This is a genomic window from Belliella buryatensis (assembly GCF_900188245.1).
Taxonomy (GTDB): Bacteria; Bacteroidota; Bacteroidia; order Cytophagales; family Cyclobacteriaceae; genus Belliella; species Belliella buryatensis.
Map to the genome: position 1 here is coordinate 84,973 of NZ_FZOK01000008.1, position 17,208 is coordinate 102,180.

At 39.0% G+C, this 17,208-nt stretch carries 26 protein-coding genes; all 26 read right to left on the minus strand.

Annotated elements, in window-relative coordinates; all coding sequences use genetic code 11:
- The 26 genes from rplO to rpoC all read right to left on the minus strand — a co-directional run bounded on the left by rplO (nt 1) and on the right by rpoC (nt 17,196).
- Nucleotides 1-447 (minus strand): 50S ribosomal protein L15, encoded by a 447-nt coding sequence (rplO, locus tag CHB66_RS09545; protein ID WP_089240340.1) that lies wholly within the window; start codon nt 445-447, stop codon nt 1-3.
- Nucleotides 448-449: 2 nt separating this feature from the next.
- Complete coding sequence (gene rpmD / locus CHB66_RS09550) at nt 450-629, minus strand: 50S ribosomal protein L30 (RefSeq protein ID WP_089240342.1); 180 nt, start codon at nt 627-629, stop codon at nt 450-452.
- A 4-nt stretch (nt 630-633) separates the two neighbouring features.
- The gene (rpsE, locus tag CHB66_RS09555) at nt 634-1,152 is read right to left on the minus strand and encodes a 30S ribosomal protein S5 (RefSeq protein WP_089240344.1); all 519 of its coding nucleotides are present in this window, start codon (nt 1,150-1,152) and stop codon (nt 634-636) included.
- 8 nt (nt 1,153-1,160) lie between these two features.
- On the minus strand, nt 1,161-1,508 hold the full coding sequence (rplR, locus tag CHB66_RS09560) for a 50S ribosomal protein L18 (protein WP_076501208.1): 348 nt from the start codon (nt 1,506-1,508) through the stop codon (nt 1,161-1,163).
- 5 nt (nt 1,509-1,513) lie between these two features.
- Nucleotides 1,514-2,071: a 50S ribosomal protein L6 gene (gene rplF / locus CHB66_RS09565; RefSeq protein ID WP_076501210.1), complete on the minus strand. Its 558-nt coding sequence runs from the start codon at nt 2,069-2,071 to the stop codon at nt 1,514-1,516.
- Nucleotides 2,072-2,080: 9 nt separating this feature from the next.
- The gene (gene rpsH / locus CHB66_RS09570; RefSeq protein ID WP_089240346.1) at nt 2,081-2,476 is read right to left on the minus strand and encodes a 30S ribosomal protein S8; all 396 of its coding nucleotides are present in this window, start codon (nt 2,474-2,476) and stop codon (nt 2,081-2,083) included.
- An 83-nt stretch (nt 2,477-2,559) separates the two neighbouring features.
- Nucleotides 2,560-2,829 (minus strand): 30S ribosomal protein S14, encoded by a 270-nt coding sequence (rpsN, locus tag CHB66_RS09575; protein WP_076501213.1) that lies wholly within the window; start codon nt 2,827-2,829, stop codon nt 2,560-2,562.
- A 2-nt stretch (nt 2,830-2,831) separates the two neighbouring features.
- A complete protein-coding gene (rplE, locus tag CHB66_RS09580; RefSeq protein WP_089240348.1) occupies nt 2,832-3,392 on the minus strand; it encodes a 50S ribosomal protein L5 in 561 nt (186 codons plus the stop codon).
- Nucleotides 3,385-3,729 carry a 50S ribosomal protein L24 gene (gene rplX, locus CHB66_RS09585; protein WP_089240350.1) on the minus strand — a complete coding sequence of 115 codons (345 nt, stop codon included), beginning with the start codon at nt 3,727-3,729 and terminating at the stop codon, nt 3,385-3,387. The genes rplE and rplX overlap by 8 nt, the downstream gene beginning before the upstream one ends.
- A 2-nt stretch (nt 3,730-3,731) precedes the next feature.
- Nucleotides 3,732-4,100 (minus strand): 50S ribosomal protein L14, encoded by a 369-nt coding sequence (rplN, locus tag CHB66_RS09590; RefSeq protein ID WP_076501217.1) that lies wholly within the window; start codon nt 4,098-4,100, stop codon nt 3,732-3,734.
- A 1-nt stretch (nt 4,101) separates the two neighbouring features.
- Nucleotides 4,102-4,365 (minus strand): 30S ribosomal protein S17, encoded by a 264-nt coding sequence (rpsQ, locus tag CHB66_RS09595; protein WP_076501218.1) that lies wholly within the window; start codon nt 4,363-4,365, stop codon nt 4,102-4,104.
- Between the two features lie 8 nt (nt 4,366-4,373).
- Nucleotides 4,374-4,568, minus strand: a complete 195-nt coding sequence (rpmC, locus tag CHB66_RS09600) for a 50S ribosomal protein L29 (protein WP_076501219.1) — start codon at nt 4,566-4,568, stop codon at nt 4,374-4,376.
- Between the two features lie 8 nt (nt 4,569-4,576).
- Nucleotides 4,577-4,996, minus strand: coding sequence for a 50S ribosomal protein L16 (gene rplP / locus CHB66_RS09605; RefSeq protein ID WP_010611207.1), 420 nt, complete (start codon nt 4,994-4,996; stop codon nt 4,577-4,579).
- A gap of 23 nt (nt 4,997-5,019) precedes the next feature.
- Nucleotides 5,020-5,751 (minus strand): 30S ribosomal protein S3, encoded by a 732-nt coding sequence (gene rpsC, locus CHB66_RS09610; protein ID WP_076501220.1) that lies wholly within the window; start codon nt 5,749-5,751, stop codon nt 5,020-5,022.
- Between the two features lie 9 nt (nt 5,752-5,760).
- A complete protein-coding gene (gene rplV / locus CHB66_RS09615; protein ID WP_089240352.1) occupies nt 5,761-6,150 on the minus strand; it encodes a 50S ribosomal protein L22 in 390 nt (129 codons plus the stop codon).
- Between the two features lie 2 nt (nt 6,151-6,152).
- Nucleotides 6,153-6,431 carry a 30S ribosomal protein S19 gene (rpsS, locus tag CHB66_RS09620; RefSeq protein ID WP_076501222.1) on the minus strand — a complete coding sequence of 93 codons (279 nt, stop codon included), beginning with the start codon at nt 6,429-6,431 and terminating at the stop codon, nt 6,153-6,155.
- Nucleotides 6,432-6,433: 2 nt separating this feature from the next.
- On the minus strand, nt 6,434-7,258 hold the full coding sequence (gene rplB, locus CHB66_RS09625) for a 50S ribosomal protein L2 (RefSeq protein WP_089240354.1): 825 nt from the start codon (nt 7,256-7,258) through the stop codon (nt 6,434-6,436).
- A gap of 13 nt (nt 7,259-7,271) precedes the next feature.
- A complete protein-coding gene (gene rplW, locus CHB66_RS09630) occupies nt 7,272-7,559 on the minus strand; it encodes a 50S ribosomal protein L23 (RefSeq protein WP_089240357.1) in 288 nt (95 codons plus the stop codon).
- A 4-nt stretch (nt 7,560-7,563) separates the two neighbouring features.
- Nucleotides 7,564-8,193, minus strand: a complete 630-nt coding sequence (gene rplD, locus CHB66_RS09635) for a 50S ribosomal protein L4 (protein ID WP_076501226.1) — start codon at nt 8,191-8,193, stop codon at nt 7,564-7,566.
- A gap of 4 nt (nt 8,194-8,197) precedes the next feature.
- Nucleotides 8,198-8,830: a 50S ribosomal protein L3 gene (rplC, locus tag CHB66_RS09640; protein ID WP_089240535.1), complete on the minus strand. Its 633-nt coding sequence runs from the start codon at nt 8,828-8,830 to the stop codon at nt 8,198-8,200.
- Between the two features lie 254 nt (nt 8,831-9,084).
- Nucleotides 9,085-9,390, minus strand: a complete 306-nt coding sequence (rpsJ, locus tag CHB66_RS09645; protein ID WP_009183381.1) for a 30S ribosomal protein S10 — start codon at nt 9,388-9,390, stop codon at nt 9,085-9,087.
- A 13-nt stretch (nt 9,391-9,403) separates the two neighbouring features.
- Complete coding sequence (gene fusA / locus CHB66_RS09650; RefSeq protein ID WP_089240359.1) at nt 9,404-11,524, minus strand: elongation factor G; 2,121 nt, start codon at nt 11,522-11,524, stop codon at nt 9,404-9,406.
- A gap of 5 nt (nt 11,525-11,529) precedes the next feature.
- Nucleotides 11,530-11,997 carry a 30S ribosomal protein S7 gene (rpsG, locus tag CHB66_RS09655; protein WP_076501230.1) on the minus strand — a complete coding sequence of 156 codons (468 nt, stop codon included), beginning with the start codon at nt 11,995-11,997 and terminating at the stop codon, nt 11,530-11,532.
- A 22-nt stretch (nt 11,998-12,019) separates the two neighbouring features.
- Nucleotides 12,020-12,403 (minus strand): 30S ribosomal protein S12, encoded by a 384-nt coding sequence (gene rpsL / locus CHB66_RS09660; protein ID WP_076501441.1) that lies wholly within the window; start codon nt 12,401-12,403, stop codon nt 12,020-12,022.
- A gap of 101 nt (nt 12,404-12,504) precedes the next feature.
- A complete protein-coding gene (locus CHB66_RS09665; protein ID WP_089240361.1) occupies nt 12,505-12,828 on the minus strand; it encodes a DUF3467 domain-containing protein in 324 nt (107 codons plus the stop codon).
- Between the two features lie 63 nt (nt 12,829-12,891).
- A complete protein-coding gene (rpoC, locus tag CHB66_RS09670; protein ID WP_089240363.1) occupies nt 12,892-17,196 on the minus strand; it encodes a DNA-directed RNA polymerase subunit beta' in 4,305 nt (1,434 codons plus the stop codon).
- Nucleotides 17,197-17,208 lie beyond the last annotated feature (12 nt).

Here is a 17,208-nt window from a genome sequence, read left to right on the forward strand (position 1 = left end):
TTAAATCTTGTTAACTGTTCCGCCAACTTTTTCAATAGCTTCAGCAGCGGAAGCAGAGAAATAGTGAGCACTTACATTCAATTTCGCCGTAAGTTCGCCCCTACCTAGGACTTTTACAACATCTTTTTTCGAAACTAGTCCATGTTCTACCAAAACATCGAAAGTAACAGTATCTAAGTTAAATTTCTCAGACAGTTCTTGCAATGCTGTAAGATTGATAGGCTTACACTCGATTCTATTAAGACTCTTGAAACCAAATTTAGGTACTCTTCTTTGAAGTGGCATCTGACCACCTTCAAATCCTAACTTAGACTTATAACCAGATCTAGATTTAGCGCCTTTATGACCTCTCGTAGAAGTTCCTCCTCTACCAGAACCAGTACCACGACCAATTCTTTTTCTATTTTTTACAGATCCCTCAGCAGGTTTTAATGTATGTAATTTCATGATTAAGCTTCCTCCACTTTTACAAGGTGACTTACTTTTCTTACCATTCCAGCGATCTGAGGAGTATTTTCTACTACTACAGATTTATTAATTCTACCAAGGCCAAGAGCAGTGATTGTGGCTTTTTGATCCTTTGGTCTTTTAATTACGCTTCTTACTTGAGTTACTTTAACCTTTGCCATCTTCTTAACCGTTAAAAACTTTTGACATTTTTACACCTCTTTGCTGTGATACAGCGATAGCATCTCTCAATTGAACTAAAGCATCAATTGTTGCTTTAACTACATTGTGAGGGTTTGAAGAACCTTTGGACTTTGCCAATACATCAGTCACACCAGCACTTTCAAGGACAGCACGCATAGCACCACCAGCTATAACACCAGTACCAGCGGCAGCAGGCTTAATCAAAACGAATCCACCACCATACTTACCAAGCTGCTCATGAGGTATTGTTCCTTTCAAAACAGGCACTCTTACAAGATTCTTTTTAGCATCTTCGATGCCTTTTGTGATAGCATCAGTTACTTCATTGGCCTTACCCAATCCATAACCTACAACACCATTACCATCTCCAACTACTACAATTGCAGAGAAAGAAAATCTTCTACCACCTTTAACTACTTTAGCAACACGGTTGATAGCAACAACTTTCTCTTTAAGTTCTGTATCTGTTGCCCTAATGGGTTTTCTTTTAACTTGAGACATAATATCTATTAAAATTTAAGGCCACCTTCCCTTGCACCTTCGGCAAGAGCTTTAACATTACCATGATATAAGTATCCACTTCTATCAAATACGACGGAAGCAACACCTTTAGCAACAGCTCTTTCTGCTAACTTCTTACCTACTTCAGTCGCAACTGAAATAGTAGTATTTTTAGCACCAAGTTCCTTGGAAGAGGCTTGAGCAAGTGTATGACCTTTAAGGTCATCAACCAACTGAGCGTATATACCAGTATTGCTTTTAAATACTGACAAACGAGGTCTAGAATCAGAACCGGAGATTTTTCTACGGATACTTTTCTTGATTCTAAGTCTTCTTGAGTTCTTATTGAAAGCCATCTTAATTATTTTTTACCTGCGGTTTTACCAGCTTTACGTCTTACAATTTCACCTACGAAACGAACACCTTTACCTTTGTAAGGCTCAACTTTACGTAGAGATTTAATTTTAGCAGCTACCTGACCGATCAATTCCTTATCAATCCCCTCTAAAGAAACGATAGGGTTTTTACCCTTTGGAGTTTCTGTTTTTAAAGAAATTGAATCCGGAAGAGCAAAGAAGATGTTGTGGGAATAACCCAAAGATAACTCCAACACTTGTCCTTGGTTAGAGGCTTTATAACCTACACCGACCAATTCTAAGTCTTTTTTGTAACCTTCTGAAACACCTATAACCATGTTGTTCAACAAAGATCTATACAAGCCATGAAGAGATTTGTGTCTCTTGGACTCAGTAGGTCTTGTTACTACAATTTGATTATCCTCAACCGCAACGGTAATGTCGGGATTCACATCCTGAGTTAGCGTACCTTTGGGACCTTTAACAGTGACAGTATTGTGTGCTGACACGTCTACAGTAACACCCGCTGGTAGATTTATTGGTTTTTTACCTATTCTAGACATAACGGTTTATTAATAAACGTAACAAAGTACTTCTCCACCAATTCCTTCTGTACGTGCTTCTTTATCAGTCATCACGCCTTTGGAGGTGGATAGAATGGCGATTCCTAGACCATTGATTACTCTAGGCAATTCGTCATGCTTAACATATTTTCTTAGACCTGGCTTACTCACTCGAGCAAGGCTTACGATTGCATTCTGCTTCGTTGACGGATTATACTTCAAAGCAATTTTGATAGACCCTTGAGGACCTTCTTCTTCAAACTTGTAATTCTGTATATATCCTTTATCAAAAAGAACTTTTGTCAATTCTTTTTTCATGTTGGAAGCAGGAATCTCAACGATTCTGTGAGATGCCTTAATGGCATTTCTCAATCTGGTCAAATAATCAGCTATTGGATCAGTCATATTTATAGAAGTCTAACTGCACACCCGTAATGGGCGTGCAAAGTTACACAATGATTTTTAGAATAAAAACTTTTGTCCGATTTTTACCAGCTTGACTTAGTCACACCAGGGATCTTACCAGCAGAAGCCATTTCTCTGAAAGTTACCCTGTTGATACCAAATTTTCTCATATAACCTTTCGGACGACCTGTCAATTTACATCTGTTATGTAATCTAACTGGAGAAGCATTTCTAGGCAACTTGTCCAAGGCTTCGTAATCACCGGCAGCCTTAAGTTCCGCTCTTTTCTTAGCATACTTGGCTACAAGACGTTCTCTTTTTCTCTCGCGAGCTTTTAATGATTCTCTTGCCATAACTATTCTTGATTATTTTTATTGGTAAAAGGCATACCGAAAGCTTTCAACAATGCATAGCTTTCTTCATCTGTCTCAGCAGTAGTCACAAATGTGATATCCATACCTGAGATTCTGTTAACTTTCTCAATGCTGATTTCAGGAAAGATAATTTGTTCTGTTACACCTAATGTATAGTTTCCTCTTCCATCGAAGCCTTTATCACTGATACCTTTGAAGTCTCTTACACGAGGAAGAGCAACGGTAGCGAGTCTATCTAAGAATTCGTACATTCTGTCTCCTCTCAAAGTAACCTTTGCTCCAATAGGCATTTCTTCTCTCAATTTAAAATTAGAGATAGAATTTTTTGCCTTAGTAGCTACAGCTCTTTGACCAGTAATTAGAGAAAGCTCTTCAACTCCTTGATCTACCAATTTCTTATCAGCTACAGCAGCCCCAATACCTTTATTCAAGACTATTTTAGTCAACTTTGGAACTTGCATTGCTGATTTATACTGAAATTTTTCCTTCAAAGCAGGAGCGATTTCAGTAAGGTACTTATCTTTCATTCTAGGATTAGCCATTGATCACCTCCCCAGTTTTCTTAGAATATCTAACTAATTTTCCATTTTCACCATGCTTTCTACCTGTTCTAGTAGCTTCACCTGTTTTAGGATCTACAAGCATAAGGTTACTGATATGTAAAGCTGCTTCTCTTTTTTCAATTCCACCTTGAGGATTAGTAGCAGTAGGTTTCACATGTTTCGTAACTGTGTTGATTCCTTCTACAATAGCCTTTCTCTTTTCAAGGTTTACAGAAAGCACTTTGCCTGTTTTACCCTTATCATCACCTGATAATACTTTTACAGTATCACCCGTCTTGATGTGTAACTTGGGTTGTTTATTGAATTTTCTTTCCATGATTACAATACTTCTGGGGCCAAAGATACAATCTTCATAAACTGCTTCTCTCTCAACTCTCTTGCAACAGGACCGAATATACGGCTACCTCTTGGTTCGTCATTGTTGTTGAGAAGAACGGCAGCGTTATCTTCAAATCGGATATAAGAACCGTCTTTTCTTCTAATTTCTTTCTTCGTTCTCACGATAACCGCCTTGGAAACGGTACCTTTTTTCATGTTGCTGGAAGAAAGTGCGGACTTAACAGTTACTACAACTTTATCCCCAATAGAAGCATATCTTTTCTTGGTTCCTCCCAATACACGGATCACAAGCACTTCTTTAGCACCTGAATTGTCCGCTACGCTTAGTCTGGATTCTTGTTGTATCATGTTATTTAGCCTTTTCTATAATTTCTACTAATCTCCAACGCTTGTTTTTACTCAGCGGACGAGTTTCACTAATCTTAACAAGATCGCCTGGACGACACTCGTTGTTCTCGTCATGAACCATAAACTTGGTAGTCTTCGCAACAAATTTGCCATAGATAGGGTGCTTTACCCTTCTCTCTACGGCAACTGTAATGGACTTATCCATTTTGTTGCTGACTACTTTTCCTATTCTTTCTTTACGTAGATTTCTCTCAGTAGTAGCCATCTCTATTCTTATTTAGCTAATTGTAACGCGGTCAAAGCTGTTTTCAATCTCGCGATTGTACGCTTTACCTCTTTTAATTTGTTAGGATTTTCTATCGGAGAAATAGCATGAGCAAAACGTAACTTAGTCAAATTAGTCTGCTCAGCGGCGATTCGCTCGATGATTTCACTTTCGGAAAGTGATCTGATTTCTGAATTTTTCATAGCTTTTATTATCCTACGTAATCTCTACGTACCACGAAATTTGTACTTACAGGTAGTTTTTGCTGTGCAAGTCTCAAAGCTTCTTTAGCTACTTCTAAACTTACTCCAGTTGCTTCAAAAAGGATAGTTCCTGGCTTGATTACTGCAACCCAGTATTCAGGAGCACCTTTACCTTTACCCATACGAACCTCTGCAGGCTTCTTAGTGATAGGCTTGTCAGGGAAAATCCTTATCCAAACCTGACCTTCTCTTTTCATAGCTCTTGTCATAGCGATACGAGCCGCTTCAATTTGACGAGAGGTTATCCATCCAGCTTCTAGGGACTTGATACCAAAGTTGCCAAAAGAAAGCGTGTGCCCTCTTTGTGCAATGCCTTTGACTCTGCCCTTGTGCATTTTTCTATATTTAGTTCTTTTTGGCTGTAACATGATTTCTCACTTAGGGGTGAAAATTAGTTATTTCTCTTTCTTCTTTTTGGTCCGCCTTCTCTTCTCTTTCCTCTAGCGTTACCTCCTTTTGGCTCATTGGCTGCACCTACGTTTGGAGAAAGGTCTCTCTTACCGTAAACTTCACCTTTGAAAATCCAAACCTTGATACCGATAATACCATATACAGTATTTGCTTCGGAAATAGCGTAATCGATGTCAGCTCTTAATGTATGCAAAGGAATTCTACCCTCTTTGTACATTTCAGATCTTGCCATCTCAGCTCCACCCAGACGACCGGAAAGCTTAACTTTAATACCTTCAGCGCCAACTCTCATTGCAGCAGCAATGGATTGTTTCATCGCTCTTCTGAAAGAGATACGAGCTTGTAGTTGTTGAGCAATTGATTCTCCTACCAATTTAGCATCCAACTCAGGACGCTTAATTTCAAAGATGTTGATTTGTACATCCTTATTGGTTAGCTTCTTCAATTCTTCTTTTAACTTATCTACTTCAGCTCCACCTTTACCAATCACAACACCTGGACGGGCAGTGTGAATAGTTAGGGTGATTCTTTTCAAAGTTCTTTCGATGATCACTTTGGAAATTCCACCTTTAGGAATTCTAGCATTGACATACTTTCTGATTTGCTGATCTTCGTAAAGTTTTTCAGCGAAATCTTTACCACCATACCAGTTAGAATCCCAACCTTTGACTACACCAAGTCTAAAACCAATAGGGTTTATTTTTTGTCCCATAGTCTAATCTTAATTAGAGTTTTCTTTTGTTTGTACTTCATCAGCGATAACGTCGGTACTGAATGCGTCAACTACCAAGGTCACATGATTTGATCTTTTACGAATTCTGTGTGCTCTTCCTTGAGGAGCAGGTCTTAGTCTTTTCAACATCCGACCACCATCTACTTGAATTGTCTTGATATATAAATCAGCATCTTCAAGTTTTTCATCTGGATTCTTTGCTTGCCAGTTGGCCACAGCAGAAAGAAGAAGTTTCTCTAATTTAATAGAACCATGATTTGGTGTAAACTTCAATATGCTTAGTGCATGTCCTACTCGCTTTCCTCTTACAAGGTCAGCTACCAATCTCATTTTACGAGTAGAAGTAGGAACGTTATTTAATCTTGCTATTGCTTCCATGATTATCTCTTTCCTTTATCTTTTTTGGCAATGTGACCTCTAAAGTTTCTAGTAGGAGCAAATTCTCCTAATTTATGGCCTACCATGTTGTCTGTTACAAATACAGGAATAAACTTATTTCCATTATGCACAGCAAAGGTATGACCTACAAAATCCGGAGAAATCATGGATCTTCTTGACCAAGTCTTGATGACAGATTTTTTGCCGGACTCGTTCATAGCATCCACTTTTTTGCCCAAGTGATGTTCTATATAAGGGCCTTTCTTTAATGAACGTGCCATAATTATTTAGATCTTTTACTGATAATGAATTTATTTGAATACTTTTTAGGAGATCTAGTTTTCTTACCTTTTGCAAGTAAACCAGTTCTAGATCTTGGGTGCCCCCCTGATGAACGACCTTCACCACCGCCCATTGGGTGATCGACAGGGTTCATAGCAACACCTCTTGTTCTAGGTCTTCTACCTAACCAGCGCTTTCTACCAGCTTTACCTAATACCACGTTCATGTGATCACCATTAGATACTACACCGATAGTAGCCATACATACACCAAGTACAAGTCTCATTTCACCAGAAGGCAATTTAACAGTAACATACTTACCGTCTCTAGCTACAACTTGTGCATATCCACCAGCACTTCTTGCCATAGCACCACCTTTACCAGGCTTCAACTCTATATTGTGTACAATGGTACCCAAAGGTATATTCACCAATTGCATCGCATTACCCACTTCTGGAGCAACACTTTCACCGGAAATCACTGTTTGTCCAACTTGCAAACCTTCCGGTGCAATAATGTAAGCCTTTGCACCGTCCACATAATACAATAGCGCTAGACGTGCTGTTCTATTTGGATCATACTCGATAGATTTTACTACCGCAGGAATTCCAAATTTGGTTCTCTTAAAATCAACGATTCTAAGTCTTCTCTTATGGCCACCTCCGATATATCTGGAGGTCATTTTTCCTACATTATTTCTACCGCCTGACTTCTTCAAAGGAGCCAATAGAGATTTCTCTGGCTTTGATGTTGTGATTTCATCAAATGCTGGAGCTACTCTAAATCTGGTTCCTGGGGTTACAGGCTTTAATTTTTTAACTGCCATGATCTTGATTCAATTAAATTTCTCCGTAAAAATCGATTACCTCGCCCTCAGCAACTTGTACAATCGCCTTTTTGAAAGCATTGGTGAATCCACTTACAACTTTTGACTTGGTGTATCTAGTTTTAGATTTACCAGCATAACGCATGGTTCTCACATCAACTACAGTCACACCATACATTTTCTCAACGGCTCTTTTGATCTCTGGCTTTTTCGCAGTTTTTTCCACTACAAATCCATAAACGCCTTTCTCGTTCATTGCAGAAATCTTTTCCGTAATCAAAGGTTTTTTTAGTATCTCCATTGTATTACTTCGATAATAAGTTTTCCAATATACTTACTGAACCTTCGCACAACATCAAGTTGTCTGCATTAAGCAATTCGTAAGTATTTACATCGTTTACTGAAACCACCTTAGCTTTAGGTAAATTTCTGCTAGAAAGAAATACGTTCTTGTTGTCCTCAGGAAGAACCAATAGTGTTTTCTTATCTACCAAAGAAAGTCCGTTCAAGAATGCCAAGTAATCTTTTGTTTTTGGAGCATCAAAAGACACATTTTCCAAAACCATTAGGCTGTTTTCTTTTACTTTATATGATAAAGCAGACTTTCTAGCCACTTGCTTCAATTTTTTATTCAATTTGAAAGAATAGTTCCTTGGTCTTGGACCGAACACTCTTCCTCCTCCTCTGAAAACAGGGGATTTGATAGAACCTGCTCTAGCACCACCAGTACCTTTTTGCTTTTTGATCTTTTTAGTAGATCCAGCAATTTCATTTCTTTCTTTTGATTTATGTGTTCCTTGTCTTTGGTTTGCCAAAAACTGCTTCACATCTAGGTAGATCGCATGATCATTAGGCTCAATGCCGAAAATATCATCTGAAAGCGATACTTTTCTACCTGTCTCTTCGCCGTTATGTTTTAATACTGCTAATTCCATTGTCTTACTTCTCTAGAATAACGAAAGAATTTTTTGGTCCAGGGACAGATCCACTTACTAATAGTAAGTTCTTTTCTGGATAGATTTTCAACACTTTTAGGTTGATTACCTTTACTCTGTCTCCACCCATTCTACCTGCCATTCTCATGCCTTTGAATACTCTTGAAGGCCAAGAACAAGCACCAATGGAACCAGGGTGTCTTTGTCTGTTATGCTGACCGTGAGTTTGACCACCCACACCACCAAAACCGTGACGTTTAACTACACCTTGAAAACCTTTACCCTTAGAAGTGCCGATTGCATCGACGAAGTCACCTTCTACGAAAACTTGACCAGCTTCTACGGTTTTTCCAAGATCAACCTGACCTTCGAATTCGACTCTAAAGTCTCTGAATTCAACAACTTTCTGCTTTGGCGTTGTACCGGCCTTTTTAAAGTGCCCGATAAGTGGCTTAGGAGTGTTTTTCTCCTTGCGCTCACCATAAGCCAACTGAACAGCGTTGTACCCGTCTGTTTCTACATTTTTTACTTGCGTCACTACGCAAGGACCAGCTTCTATTAGCGTGCATGCGACATTACGTCCATCGGCACTAAAAATGCTAGTCATTCCGACTTTTTTACCTATTATTCCAGACATCTTCTGATATATAATGTAATTAAACACAAGCATTTACGCACTTGTGCCCTTTTTAAAGGACTGCAAAGTTAGGAATTTAATTCCACCATACAAACCCCAACTTTAATATTTTCAATTATTTACGAAAAATTATTTGGTTTCTTCGTTAAGATTTACTTCCATTCGATCCAAATCAACTTTTCTGTTTGACTGAAGACAAAAGAAAAACCCATCCACCAGGGCGGATAGGTTTTCTATGCTTAAGTCTACACTTGTCAGACTTTGATTTCTACATCAACTCCACTTGGAAGCTCGATTTTCATCAAAGCATCAACAGTTTTAGAACTATTGCTGTAGATATCAACCAATCTCTTGTATGTACAAAGTTGGTACTGATCTCTTGCTTTTTTGTTTACGTGTGGGGATTTCAACACCGTGAACTTTTCCTTTTTTGTTGGCAAAGGAATAGGCCCAACCACGATTGCACCAGTAGCTTTTACAGCTTTCACGATCTTCTCAGATGACTTATCCACCAGGCTGTGATCGTATGATTTTAATTTTATTCTGATTTTCTGATTCATTTTCAATTAGAATTTAGGCTTTTTCACCTTTTACTTTCGCAATCACCGTTTCAGCGATGTTGTTCGGTACAGGCTCGTAATGTGAGAAGGTAAGTGAAGCAGTTGCTCTACCAGAAGTAATTGTTCTAAGGTCAGTTACATAACCGAACAATTCAGAAAGAGGAACGCTAGCTTTAACTACAGTAGAGGATCCTTTTGTATCCATACCTTTCATCAAACCTCTTCTTCTATTCAAATCACCTGTAATAGGACCAGTGTACTCATCAGGAGTAACTACATCCACCGCCATGATTGGCTCTAGTAACTGAGGCTTCGCTTTTTTAGCAGCTTCTTTGAAACCTATTCTTGCTGCCAATTCAAATGACAATGCATCAGAATCGACATCGTGGAATGAACCATGGAATAGTCTTACTTTCATTGCCTCAACAGGGTACCCTGCCAAAGGACCATTTTTCATAGCCTCTGCAAATCCTTTCTGGATCGCAGGAATGAATTCTTTAGGAATTACACCACCTACAATACCATTCACAAAGTCTAAACCTGGCTTGATTTCGTTAGTTTCTGGATCTGGATCTTTAGGACCTAATTCAAAAACAATGTCAGCAAATTTACCTTTACCACCAGACTGCTTCTTATAAACCTCTTTATGTTCAACATTAGAGAATAAAGCTTCTTTATAAGCAACTTGAGGAGCTCCTTGGTTGATCTCAACCTTGAATTCTCTCTTCAACCTGTCGATAATAATATCAAGGTGAAGTTCTCCCATACCTCGAAGGATAGTCTGACCAGTTTCATGATCAGTGTTTACTACTAGAGTAGGATCTTCTTCGACCAATTTAGCAATCGCCATACCTAGCTTATCTGCATCAGCCTGAGTTTTAGGCTCAATAGCATAACCGATAACTGGCTCAGGGAAAATCATCGATTCAAGGACAACTTTACGTTTTTCGTCGCATAGGGTGTCTCCTGTTTTTATGTCTTTGAAACCTACAACAGCTCCAATATCACCAGCAACTAGTCTAGGGATTTGATTTTGCTTGTTGGCATGCATCTGGAATACTCTAGAAATACGCTCCTTGTTTCCAGAACGGCTATTGAATACGTAAGAACCAGACTCCAATACACCAGAATATGCTCTAACGAAACAAAGTCTTCCTACAAATGGATCAGTAGCAATTTTGAATGCAAGACCAGTGAATGGCTCACTTTCATCTGGCGCTATTTTTATTTCTTTCTCTTCATCATCCAAGTCATGACCTATAATATCATCCTTGTCAAGAGGAGAAGGTAATAATTCCATTACTAGATCAAGCATCGTCTGAACACCTTTGTTTTTGAAAGATGATCCACACACCATTGGAACCACTTTCATGGCAATGGTAGCTTGTCTTAGAGCGTTAAGAATTTCCGCCTCTGTAATTGAATTAGAATCTTCAAAGAATTTCTCCATCAAAGACTCGTCAAACTCAGCCACAGATTCCAATAGATATTCTCTGTACTCTGCAACTTCTTCTAACATATCCTCTGGAATTGGAACTTCTTCGAAAGTCATTCCGAAGTCATCTTCATTCCATACGATAGCTCTATTGTTGATCAAATCAACAACACCTCTAAATTTGTCTTCAGCACCGATAGGAAGTTGCAAAGGAACAGCGTGGCTTCCTAGCATCTCTTTTACCTGCTTACAAACTTCAAGGAAATTAGCCCCAGATCGATCCATTTTATTAACGAATCCGATACGGGCTACTTTATAATTATCAGCTAATCTCCAGTTGGTCTCAGACTGTGGCTCTACACCATCTACAGCACTGAAAAGGAACACCAACCCATCCAAAATTCTAAGGGAACGGTTTACTTCAACTGTAAAGTCAACGTGACCTGGAGTATCGATGATATTGATTTGGTACTTATTGTCTCTGTAATTCCAAAAAACAGTGGTAGCAGCAGAAGTAATGGTAATACCTCTTTCCTGCTCTTGAGCCATCCAGTCCATGGTAGCTGCTCCATCGTGTACCTCACCTATTTTATGGCTCACACCAGAATAAAAAAGGATACGTTCCGTGGTCGTAGTCTTACCAGCATCAATGTGCGCAGCAATACCTATGTTTCTTGTATATTTTAAGTCTCTTGCCATTTCAATTAAAATCTAAAGTGTGAGAATGCTTTATTGGCTTCAGCCATTCTATGCGTGTCGTCTTTTTTCTTAACAGCTGCACCTTCTCCTTTGGATGCGGAGATGATTTCACCTGCAAGTCTATCCATCATAGTTTTCTCACCCCTTTTTCTGGCATAAGTGATCATCCACTTGATCCCCAGGGACAACTTTCTTTCAGGTCTAACTTCCATTGGGACCTGGAAAGTAGCACCACCAACTCTACGACTCTTCACCTCTACAGCTGGAGTTATATTGTTAAGCGCTTTTTTCCAAACCTCAAGACCGTTCTCACCTACTTTTTCTTCAACTTTCGCGACTGCGTCGTAGAAAATTTTGTAAGCAATACTCTTCTTTCCATCCACCATTAGGCAGTTCACAAACTTTGTTACCAAAGTATCATTAAACTTCGGATCAGGAAGAATATATCTCTTTTTTGGTTTCGCTTTTCTCATTTTTTCTAAATGTTATAATGTCTTATTTTTTAGCATCCTTTGGACGCTTAGCACCATACTTGGAACGACCTTGCTTACGGTCTTTAACTCCTGCTGTATCTAGTGCACCTCGGATGATGTGATATCTCACACCCGGAAGATCTTTCACACGACCACCTCTGATCAATACGATAGAGTGCTCTTGCAAATTGTGTCCCTCTCCAGGAATGTAGGCATTCACCTCTTTTCCGTTCGTCAATCTTACCCTAGCCACTTTTCTCATCGCTGAGTTAGGCTTCTTAGGCGTGGTAGTGTACACCCTTGTACAAACCCCTCTTCTCTGAGGACAAGCATCCAAAGCTCTAGACTTGGACTTGGTCTCAAGGGTAGTTCTACCTTTTCTTACTAACTGTTGTATAGTAGGCATTAACTGATAAAATTTATTTTGTTCCTTTTAAACTTGTGAATTTTGGACTGCAAAGGTAAACAAATAGGTAAAACAAACAAAATTAAGATGTTATATTTTTCCTAGGCCTCTCCTGCTGTCCCACCAAAATTCATTGGAAATGAAGGACCTTCTCCACCTCCTTGAATTTTACCAAATGCACTTTCGTATTTATTGATATTATCCTTCAGTGCTGCAAGCAATCTTTTGGCATGGTCAGGAGTCATGATGATTCTTGATTTCACTTTTGCCTTGGGCACTCCTGGCATCAATCTGATAAAATCTATCACAAACTCCGAGTTGGAATGTGCGATCATCGCTAGGTTAGAGTAAGTGCCCTCTGCTACTTCCTCTGACAATTCTACATTAATCTGCTGATCAGGATGTGGGTGTTTATTGTCTTCCATAATTATAAGATTAAAAAAGGCCTGCTTTTACACAGGCCTTTCCATTAAAGTTATATCGATAATTTACTTAACAACTTCTTTTGATCTGCTTACAGATCTTTCTCTGTCACCAGACATTCTTTCGTATTCATCCAAAGAACCTACTATGATATCTTTGAAATTACGCTGACCTGTTCCTGCAGGGATCAAATGACCTACGATAACATTTTCTTTCAATCCAAGAAGTTCATCGCGTTTACCTCTGATAGCTGCTTCACTCAAAACTTTTGTAGTCTCTTGGAAGGATGCTGCAGAGATAAAGCTTTCTGTACCTAATGAAGCGGCAGTGATACCTTGAAGTGTAGGACGAGAAACCGCAGTTTCAGCATCTCTTACTTGTACAAGTTTCAAATCTTTACGCTTCAAGCTAGAGTTTTCATCTCTTAATCTTCTTGCAGTAATGATCATACCAGCTTTCAAAGTGCTTGAATCACCAGCATCCATTACTACTTTCTTATCAAGAATATTATCATTCTCTTCTCTAAAGGCCCACTTATCAACGACTTGGTTTTGAAGGAATCCAGTATCCCCTGCATCAAGTATTTCTACTTTTTGCATCATTTGACTTACGATTACTTCGATGTGCTTATCATTGATTTTCACACCCTGTAGTCTATAAACCTCTTGAATTTCATTCACTAAGTATTCCTGAACAGCTGTTGGGCCTTTGATGGCCAAGATGTCATTAGGCGTGATGGCTCCATCAGAAAGTGGTTCTCCTGCTCTAATAAAGTCATTTTCCTGAACCAAGATATGCTTAGAAAGTGATACCATGTATCTCTTTCTAACTCCATCTTTGGATTCGATAAAGATCTCTCTGTTACCTCTTTTGATACCACCATAAGAAACTACACCATCAATTTCAGATACTACAGCTGGATTGGATGGATTTCTAGCTTCAAATAATTCAGTTACTCTTGGAAGACCTCCGGTAATATCTCTTGTTTTACCAACAGACCTAGGTATTTTCACTAGGATTTGACCAGCTTTCACTTTGTCACCGGCTTCTACAGCAAGGTGAGCTCCAACTGGAATATTATACGCCTTGCTCTCATCTCCGTGATTAACTACTACCGCCGGGTTTTTAGTTTTATCTTTGGTATCGATGATTACTTTCTCTCTGTAACCAGTCTGATCATCAGCTACTTCCTTGTAAGTAATACCTTCAATGATTGCTTCAAATTCGATTTCTCCATCAAATTCTGACAAGATCACTGCATTGTATGGATCCCAAGTACATAGAGAATCACCTTTAGCTATTTTCTGGCCATCTTTTACATTCAACACTGCACCATATGGCACGTGATTAGAAACTAAAAGCTTGCCTTTTGAATCATTGATTTTGATCTCTCCTGATCTACCCATTACGATAGCAACAGGCTCACCGTCTTTATTAGTGGTTTCGATCCATCTCAATTCTTCTTCAAATTCAATCACACCATCAAACTTCGCATTGATGCTCGCTTCTACGGAAATATTGGAAGCAGTACCCCCTACGTGGAAAGTTCTCAATGTAAGCTGAGTACCTGGCTCTCCAATAGACTGCGCTGCAATAACACCAACTGATTCTCCACTCTGTACTAGATTTCCAGTTGTAAGGTTTCTACCGTAGCACTTAGCACAAACACCTCTTCTAGTCTCACAAGTTAATACAGATCTAATCTCAACTTCTTCAATTGCGGATTCATCAATTCTTCTAGCAATATCATCAGAAATAGTCTCACCAGAACTTACAAGCAGTTCTTCGGTAATAGGATCAATTACATCATGTACTGATACTCTACCAACAATTCTCTCAGAAAGTGGCTCAACGATTTCATCATTGTCTCTCAATGGCTGAACTACAAGACCTCTAAGAGTTCCACAATCTTCTTCTGAAACAATCATATCTTGTGCTACGTCCACAAGTCTTCTAGTCAAGTATCCAGCATCTGCTGTTTTCAATGCAGTATCGGCGAGACCTTTACGTGCACCGTGAGTAGAGATAAAGTACTCCAATACATCCAACCCTTCTTTAAAGTTAGACAGAATTGGGTTTTCGATGATCTCCCCAACAGAACCTTGAAGGTTTTTCTGCGGCTTAGCCATCAAACCTCTCATACCACCCAGCTGACGTATCTGTTCTCTAGAACCTCTCGCTCCTGAGTGCATCATCATGTAGATGGCATTGAATCCTTGCTTATCTTCTTCCATCTGACGCATCAAGATGTTGGTAAGATTTGAGTTGGTTCTAGTCCAAATATCAATTACCTGGTTATATCTTTCATTATCCGTGATCAGACCCATCAAGTAGTTGTTCCAAACTTGGTCAACTTCTTCTTTAGCCTTATTGATCAAAGGATCTTTTTCGTCTGGAATAATTACATCATTCAATCCCATAGACAAACCACCAGAGTAAGCCATTTGGAATCCTAGGTGCTTGATGTCGTCTAGGAATTGAGCTGTTCTAGAAATACCACAGATTTTAACTACTTCTGCAATGATTTGCTGCAACTTTTTCTTAGTCAAAAGTTCATTCACAAATCCTACTTCTTCAGGAACAAATTGATTGAAAATTAATCTACCAGCAACTGTATCAATTACTTTCTCTACAAGGTCTCCGTTTTCTCTAATCTTAACTTTACATTTGATTATGGCATGCTGAGAAACTCTTCCCTCATTCATGGCAATGATCACTTCTTCTTCTCCATAGAAAGTCAAGCCTTCACCTAATACAGGCTCCTCAGAAGTTGACTTCTTACCTTTGGTTACATAATATAGACCTAATACCATATCCTGAGATGGTACAGTGATAGGAGCGCCGTTAGCTGGGTTAAGAATATTATGTGAAGAAAGCATCAAAGTGGAAGCTTCCAATATTGCTTCATGACCTAGTGGTACGTGTACAGCCATCTGGTCACCGTCAAAGTCAGCGTTGAATGCTGTACAAACTAACGGGTGAAGCTGAATTGCTTTTCCTTCAATCAATTTTGGTTGGAAAGCCTGAATACCAAGTCTGTGAAGTGTCGGAGCACGGTTAAGCAATACAGGGTGTCCTTTTAATACATTCTCAAGGATATCCCATACCACTGGATCTTTCCTGTCTACAATCTTTTTAGCAGATTTCACTGTCTTTACAATACCTCTTTCAATCAGTTTTCTGATTATGAAAGGCTTGAAAAGTTCAGCAGCCATGTTTTTAGGTAGACCACATTCGTGAAGTTTCAACTCAGGTCCTACTACAATTACAGAACGACCAGAGTAATCAACCCTCTTACCCAAAAGATTTTGACGGAATCTACCTTGCTTTCCTTTCAACATATCAGAAAGGGATTTCAATGCTCTATTTCCATCAGACCTTACAGCATTTACCTTTCTTGAGTTATCAAACAAAGAATCTACAGCTTCCTGCAACATTCTTTTTTCATTTCTCAAAATTACTTCAGGTGCCTTGATATCTATAAGTCTCTTCAGACGGTTATTTCTGATAATCACTCTTCTGTAAAGATCATTCAAATCAGAGGTAGCAAATCTACCACCGTCCAAAGGTACCAAAGGCCTCAATTCAGGTGGAATCACAGGAACCATTCTAACCACCATCCACTCAGGACGATTTTCGATTCTAGTTCTAGCATCTCTAAAGGCTTCCACTACTTTCAGCCTTTTTAAAGCTTCCGCTTTTCTTTGCTGAGAAGTATCAGTCGCTGCTTGGTGCCTTAAGCTGTATGACAAATCATCAAGATCTAACCTTGCCAATAGCATCTCAATTGCCTCAGCACCCATTTTAGCGATGAATTTATTAGGATCATCATCATCAAGCATTTGGTTATCTTTTGGAAGCTTATCCATGATATCCAAATACTCATCTTCAGTCAAAAAGTCTAGGTATTGAATACCATCCTCAGCCTTGATACCAGCTTGAACGACAGCATACCTTTCGTAATAAACAATTTGATCCAATTTTTTCGTTGGAAGACCCAACAGGTAACCAATCTTGTTAGGAAGGGATTTGAAATACCAAATATGTGCAACAGGCACCACCAATTCGATGTGTCCCATTCTTTCTCTTCGCACTTTCTTTTCAGTGACTTCAACACCACATCTATCACAGATGATACCTTTATATCTTATGCGCTTATATTTACCACAATGACATTCCCAGTCTTTTACAGGACCGAAAATCCTCTCACAAAACAAACCTCCCATTTCTGGTTTGTAGGTTCTGTAGTTGATTGTTTCAGGCTGCGTTACTTCACCATGAGAGCTGTCCAAAATTGATTCTGGAGAAGCCAAACTAATAGTGACTCTGGAAAAGTCGTTGTTTAGTTTTTTATTTTTTCTGAACGCCATAATATTTGAAGA

Bases quoted from the DNA above. Each gene is read 5' to 3' on its own strand.
- rplV (WP_089240352.1), bottom strand. From the start codon at position 6,150: ATGGAAGCAATAGCAAGATTAAATAACGTTCCTACTTCTACTCGTAAA.
- rpmC (WP_076501219.1), bottom strand. From the start codon at position 4,568: ATGAAAAATTCAGAAATCAGATCACTTTCCGAAAGTGAAATCATCGAG.
- rpsJ (WP_009183381.1), bottom strand. From the start codon at position 9,390: ATGAATCAGAAAATCAGAATAAAATTAAAATCATACGATCACAGCCTG.
- rplP (WP_010611207.1), bottom strand. From the start codon at position 4,996: ATGTTACAGCCAAAAAGAACTAAATATAGAAAAATGCACAAGGGCAGA.
- rplC (WP_089240535.1), bottom strand. From the start codon at position 8,830: ATGTCTGGAATAATAGGTAAAAAAGTCGGAATGACTAGCATTTTTAGT.
- rpsC (WP_076501220.1), bottom strand. From the start codon at position 5,751: ATGGGACAAAAAATAAACCCTATTGGTTTTAGACTTGGTGTAGTCAAA.
- rpsQ (WP_076501218.1), bottom strand. From the start codon at position 4,365: ATGGCTACTACTGAGAGAAATCTACGTAAAGAAAGAATAGGAAAAGTA.
- rpsG (WP_076501230.1), bottom strand. From the start codon at position 11,997: ATGAGAAAAGCGAAACCAAAAAAGAGATATATTCTTCCTGATCCGAAG.
- rpsL (WP_076501441.1), bottom strand. From the start codon at position 12,403: ATGCCTACTATACAACAGTTAGTAAGAAAAGGTAGAACTACCCTTGAG.
- rplO (WP_089240340.1), bottom strand. From the start codon at position 447: ATGAAATTACATACATTAAAACCTGCTGAGGGATCTGTAAAAAATAGA.
- rpsS (WP_076501222.1), bottom strand. From the start codon at position 6,431: ATGGCACGTTCATTAAAGAAAGGCCCTTATATAGAACATCACTTGGGC.
- rplF (WP_076501210.1), bottom strand. From the start codon at position 2,071: ATGTCTAGAATAGGTAAAAAACCAATAAATCTACCAGCGGGTGTTACT.
- rpsH (WP_089240346.1), bottom strand. From the start codon at position 2,476: ATGACTGATCCAATAGCTGATTATTTGACCAGATTGAGAAATGCCATT.
- CHB66_RS09665 (WP_089240361.1), bottom strand. From the start codon at position 12,828: ATGGAAGACAATAAACACCCACATCCTGATCAGCAGATTAATGTAGAA.
- fusA (WP_089240359.1), bottom strand. From the start codon at position 11,524: ATGGCAAGAGACTTAAAATATACAAGAAACATAGGTATTGCTGCGCAC.
- rplE (WP_089240348.1), bottom strand. From the start codon at position 3,392: ATGGCTAATCCTAGAATGAAAGATAAGTACCTTACTGAAATCGCTCCT.
- rpmD (WP_089240342.1), bottom strand. From the start codon at position 629: ATGGCAAAGGTTAAAGTAACTCAAGTAAGAAGCGTAATTAAAAGACCA.
- rplW (WP_089240357.1), bottom strand. From the start codon at position 7,559: ATGGAGATACTAAAAAAACCTTTGATTACGGAAAAGATTTCTGCAATG.
- rplR (WP_076501208.1), bottom strand. From the start codon at position 1,508: ATGGCTTTCAATAAGAACTCAAGAAGACTTAGAATCAAGAAAAGTATC.
- rplX (WP_089240350.1), bottom strand. From the start codon at position 3,729: ATGGAAAGAAAATTCAATAAACAACCCAAGTTACACATCAAGACGGGT.
- rplN (WP_076501217.1), bottom strand. From the start codon at position 4,100: ATGATACAACAAGAATCCAGACTAAGCGTAGCGGACAATTCAGGTGCT.
- rplD (WP_076501226.1), bottom strand. From the start codon at position 8,193: ATGGAATTAGCAGTATTAAAACATAACGGCGAAGAGACAGGTAGAAAA.
- rpsN (WP_076501213.1), bottom strand. From the start codon at position 2,829: ATGGCAAGAGAATCATTAAAAGCTCGCGAGAGAAAAAGAGAACGTCTT.
- rpsE (WP_089240344.1), bottom strand. From the start codon at position 1,152: ATGTCTCAAGTTAAAAGAAAACCCATTAGGGCAACAGATACAGAACTT.
- rplB (WP_089240354.1), bottom strand. From the start codon at position 7,258: ATGGCAGTTAAAAAATTAAAGCCTGTAACCCCAGGAACCAGATTTAGA.
- rpoC (WP_089240363.1), bottom strand. From the start codon at position 17,196: ATGGCGTTCAGAAAAAATAAAAAACTAAACAACGACTTTTCCAGAGTC.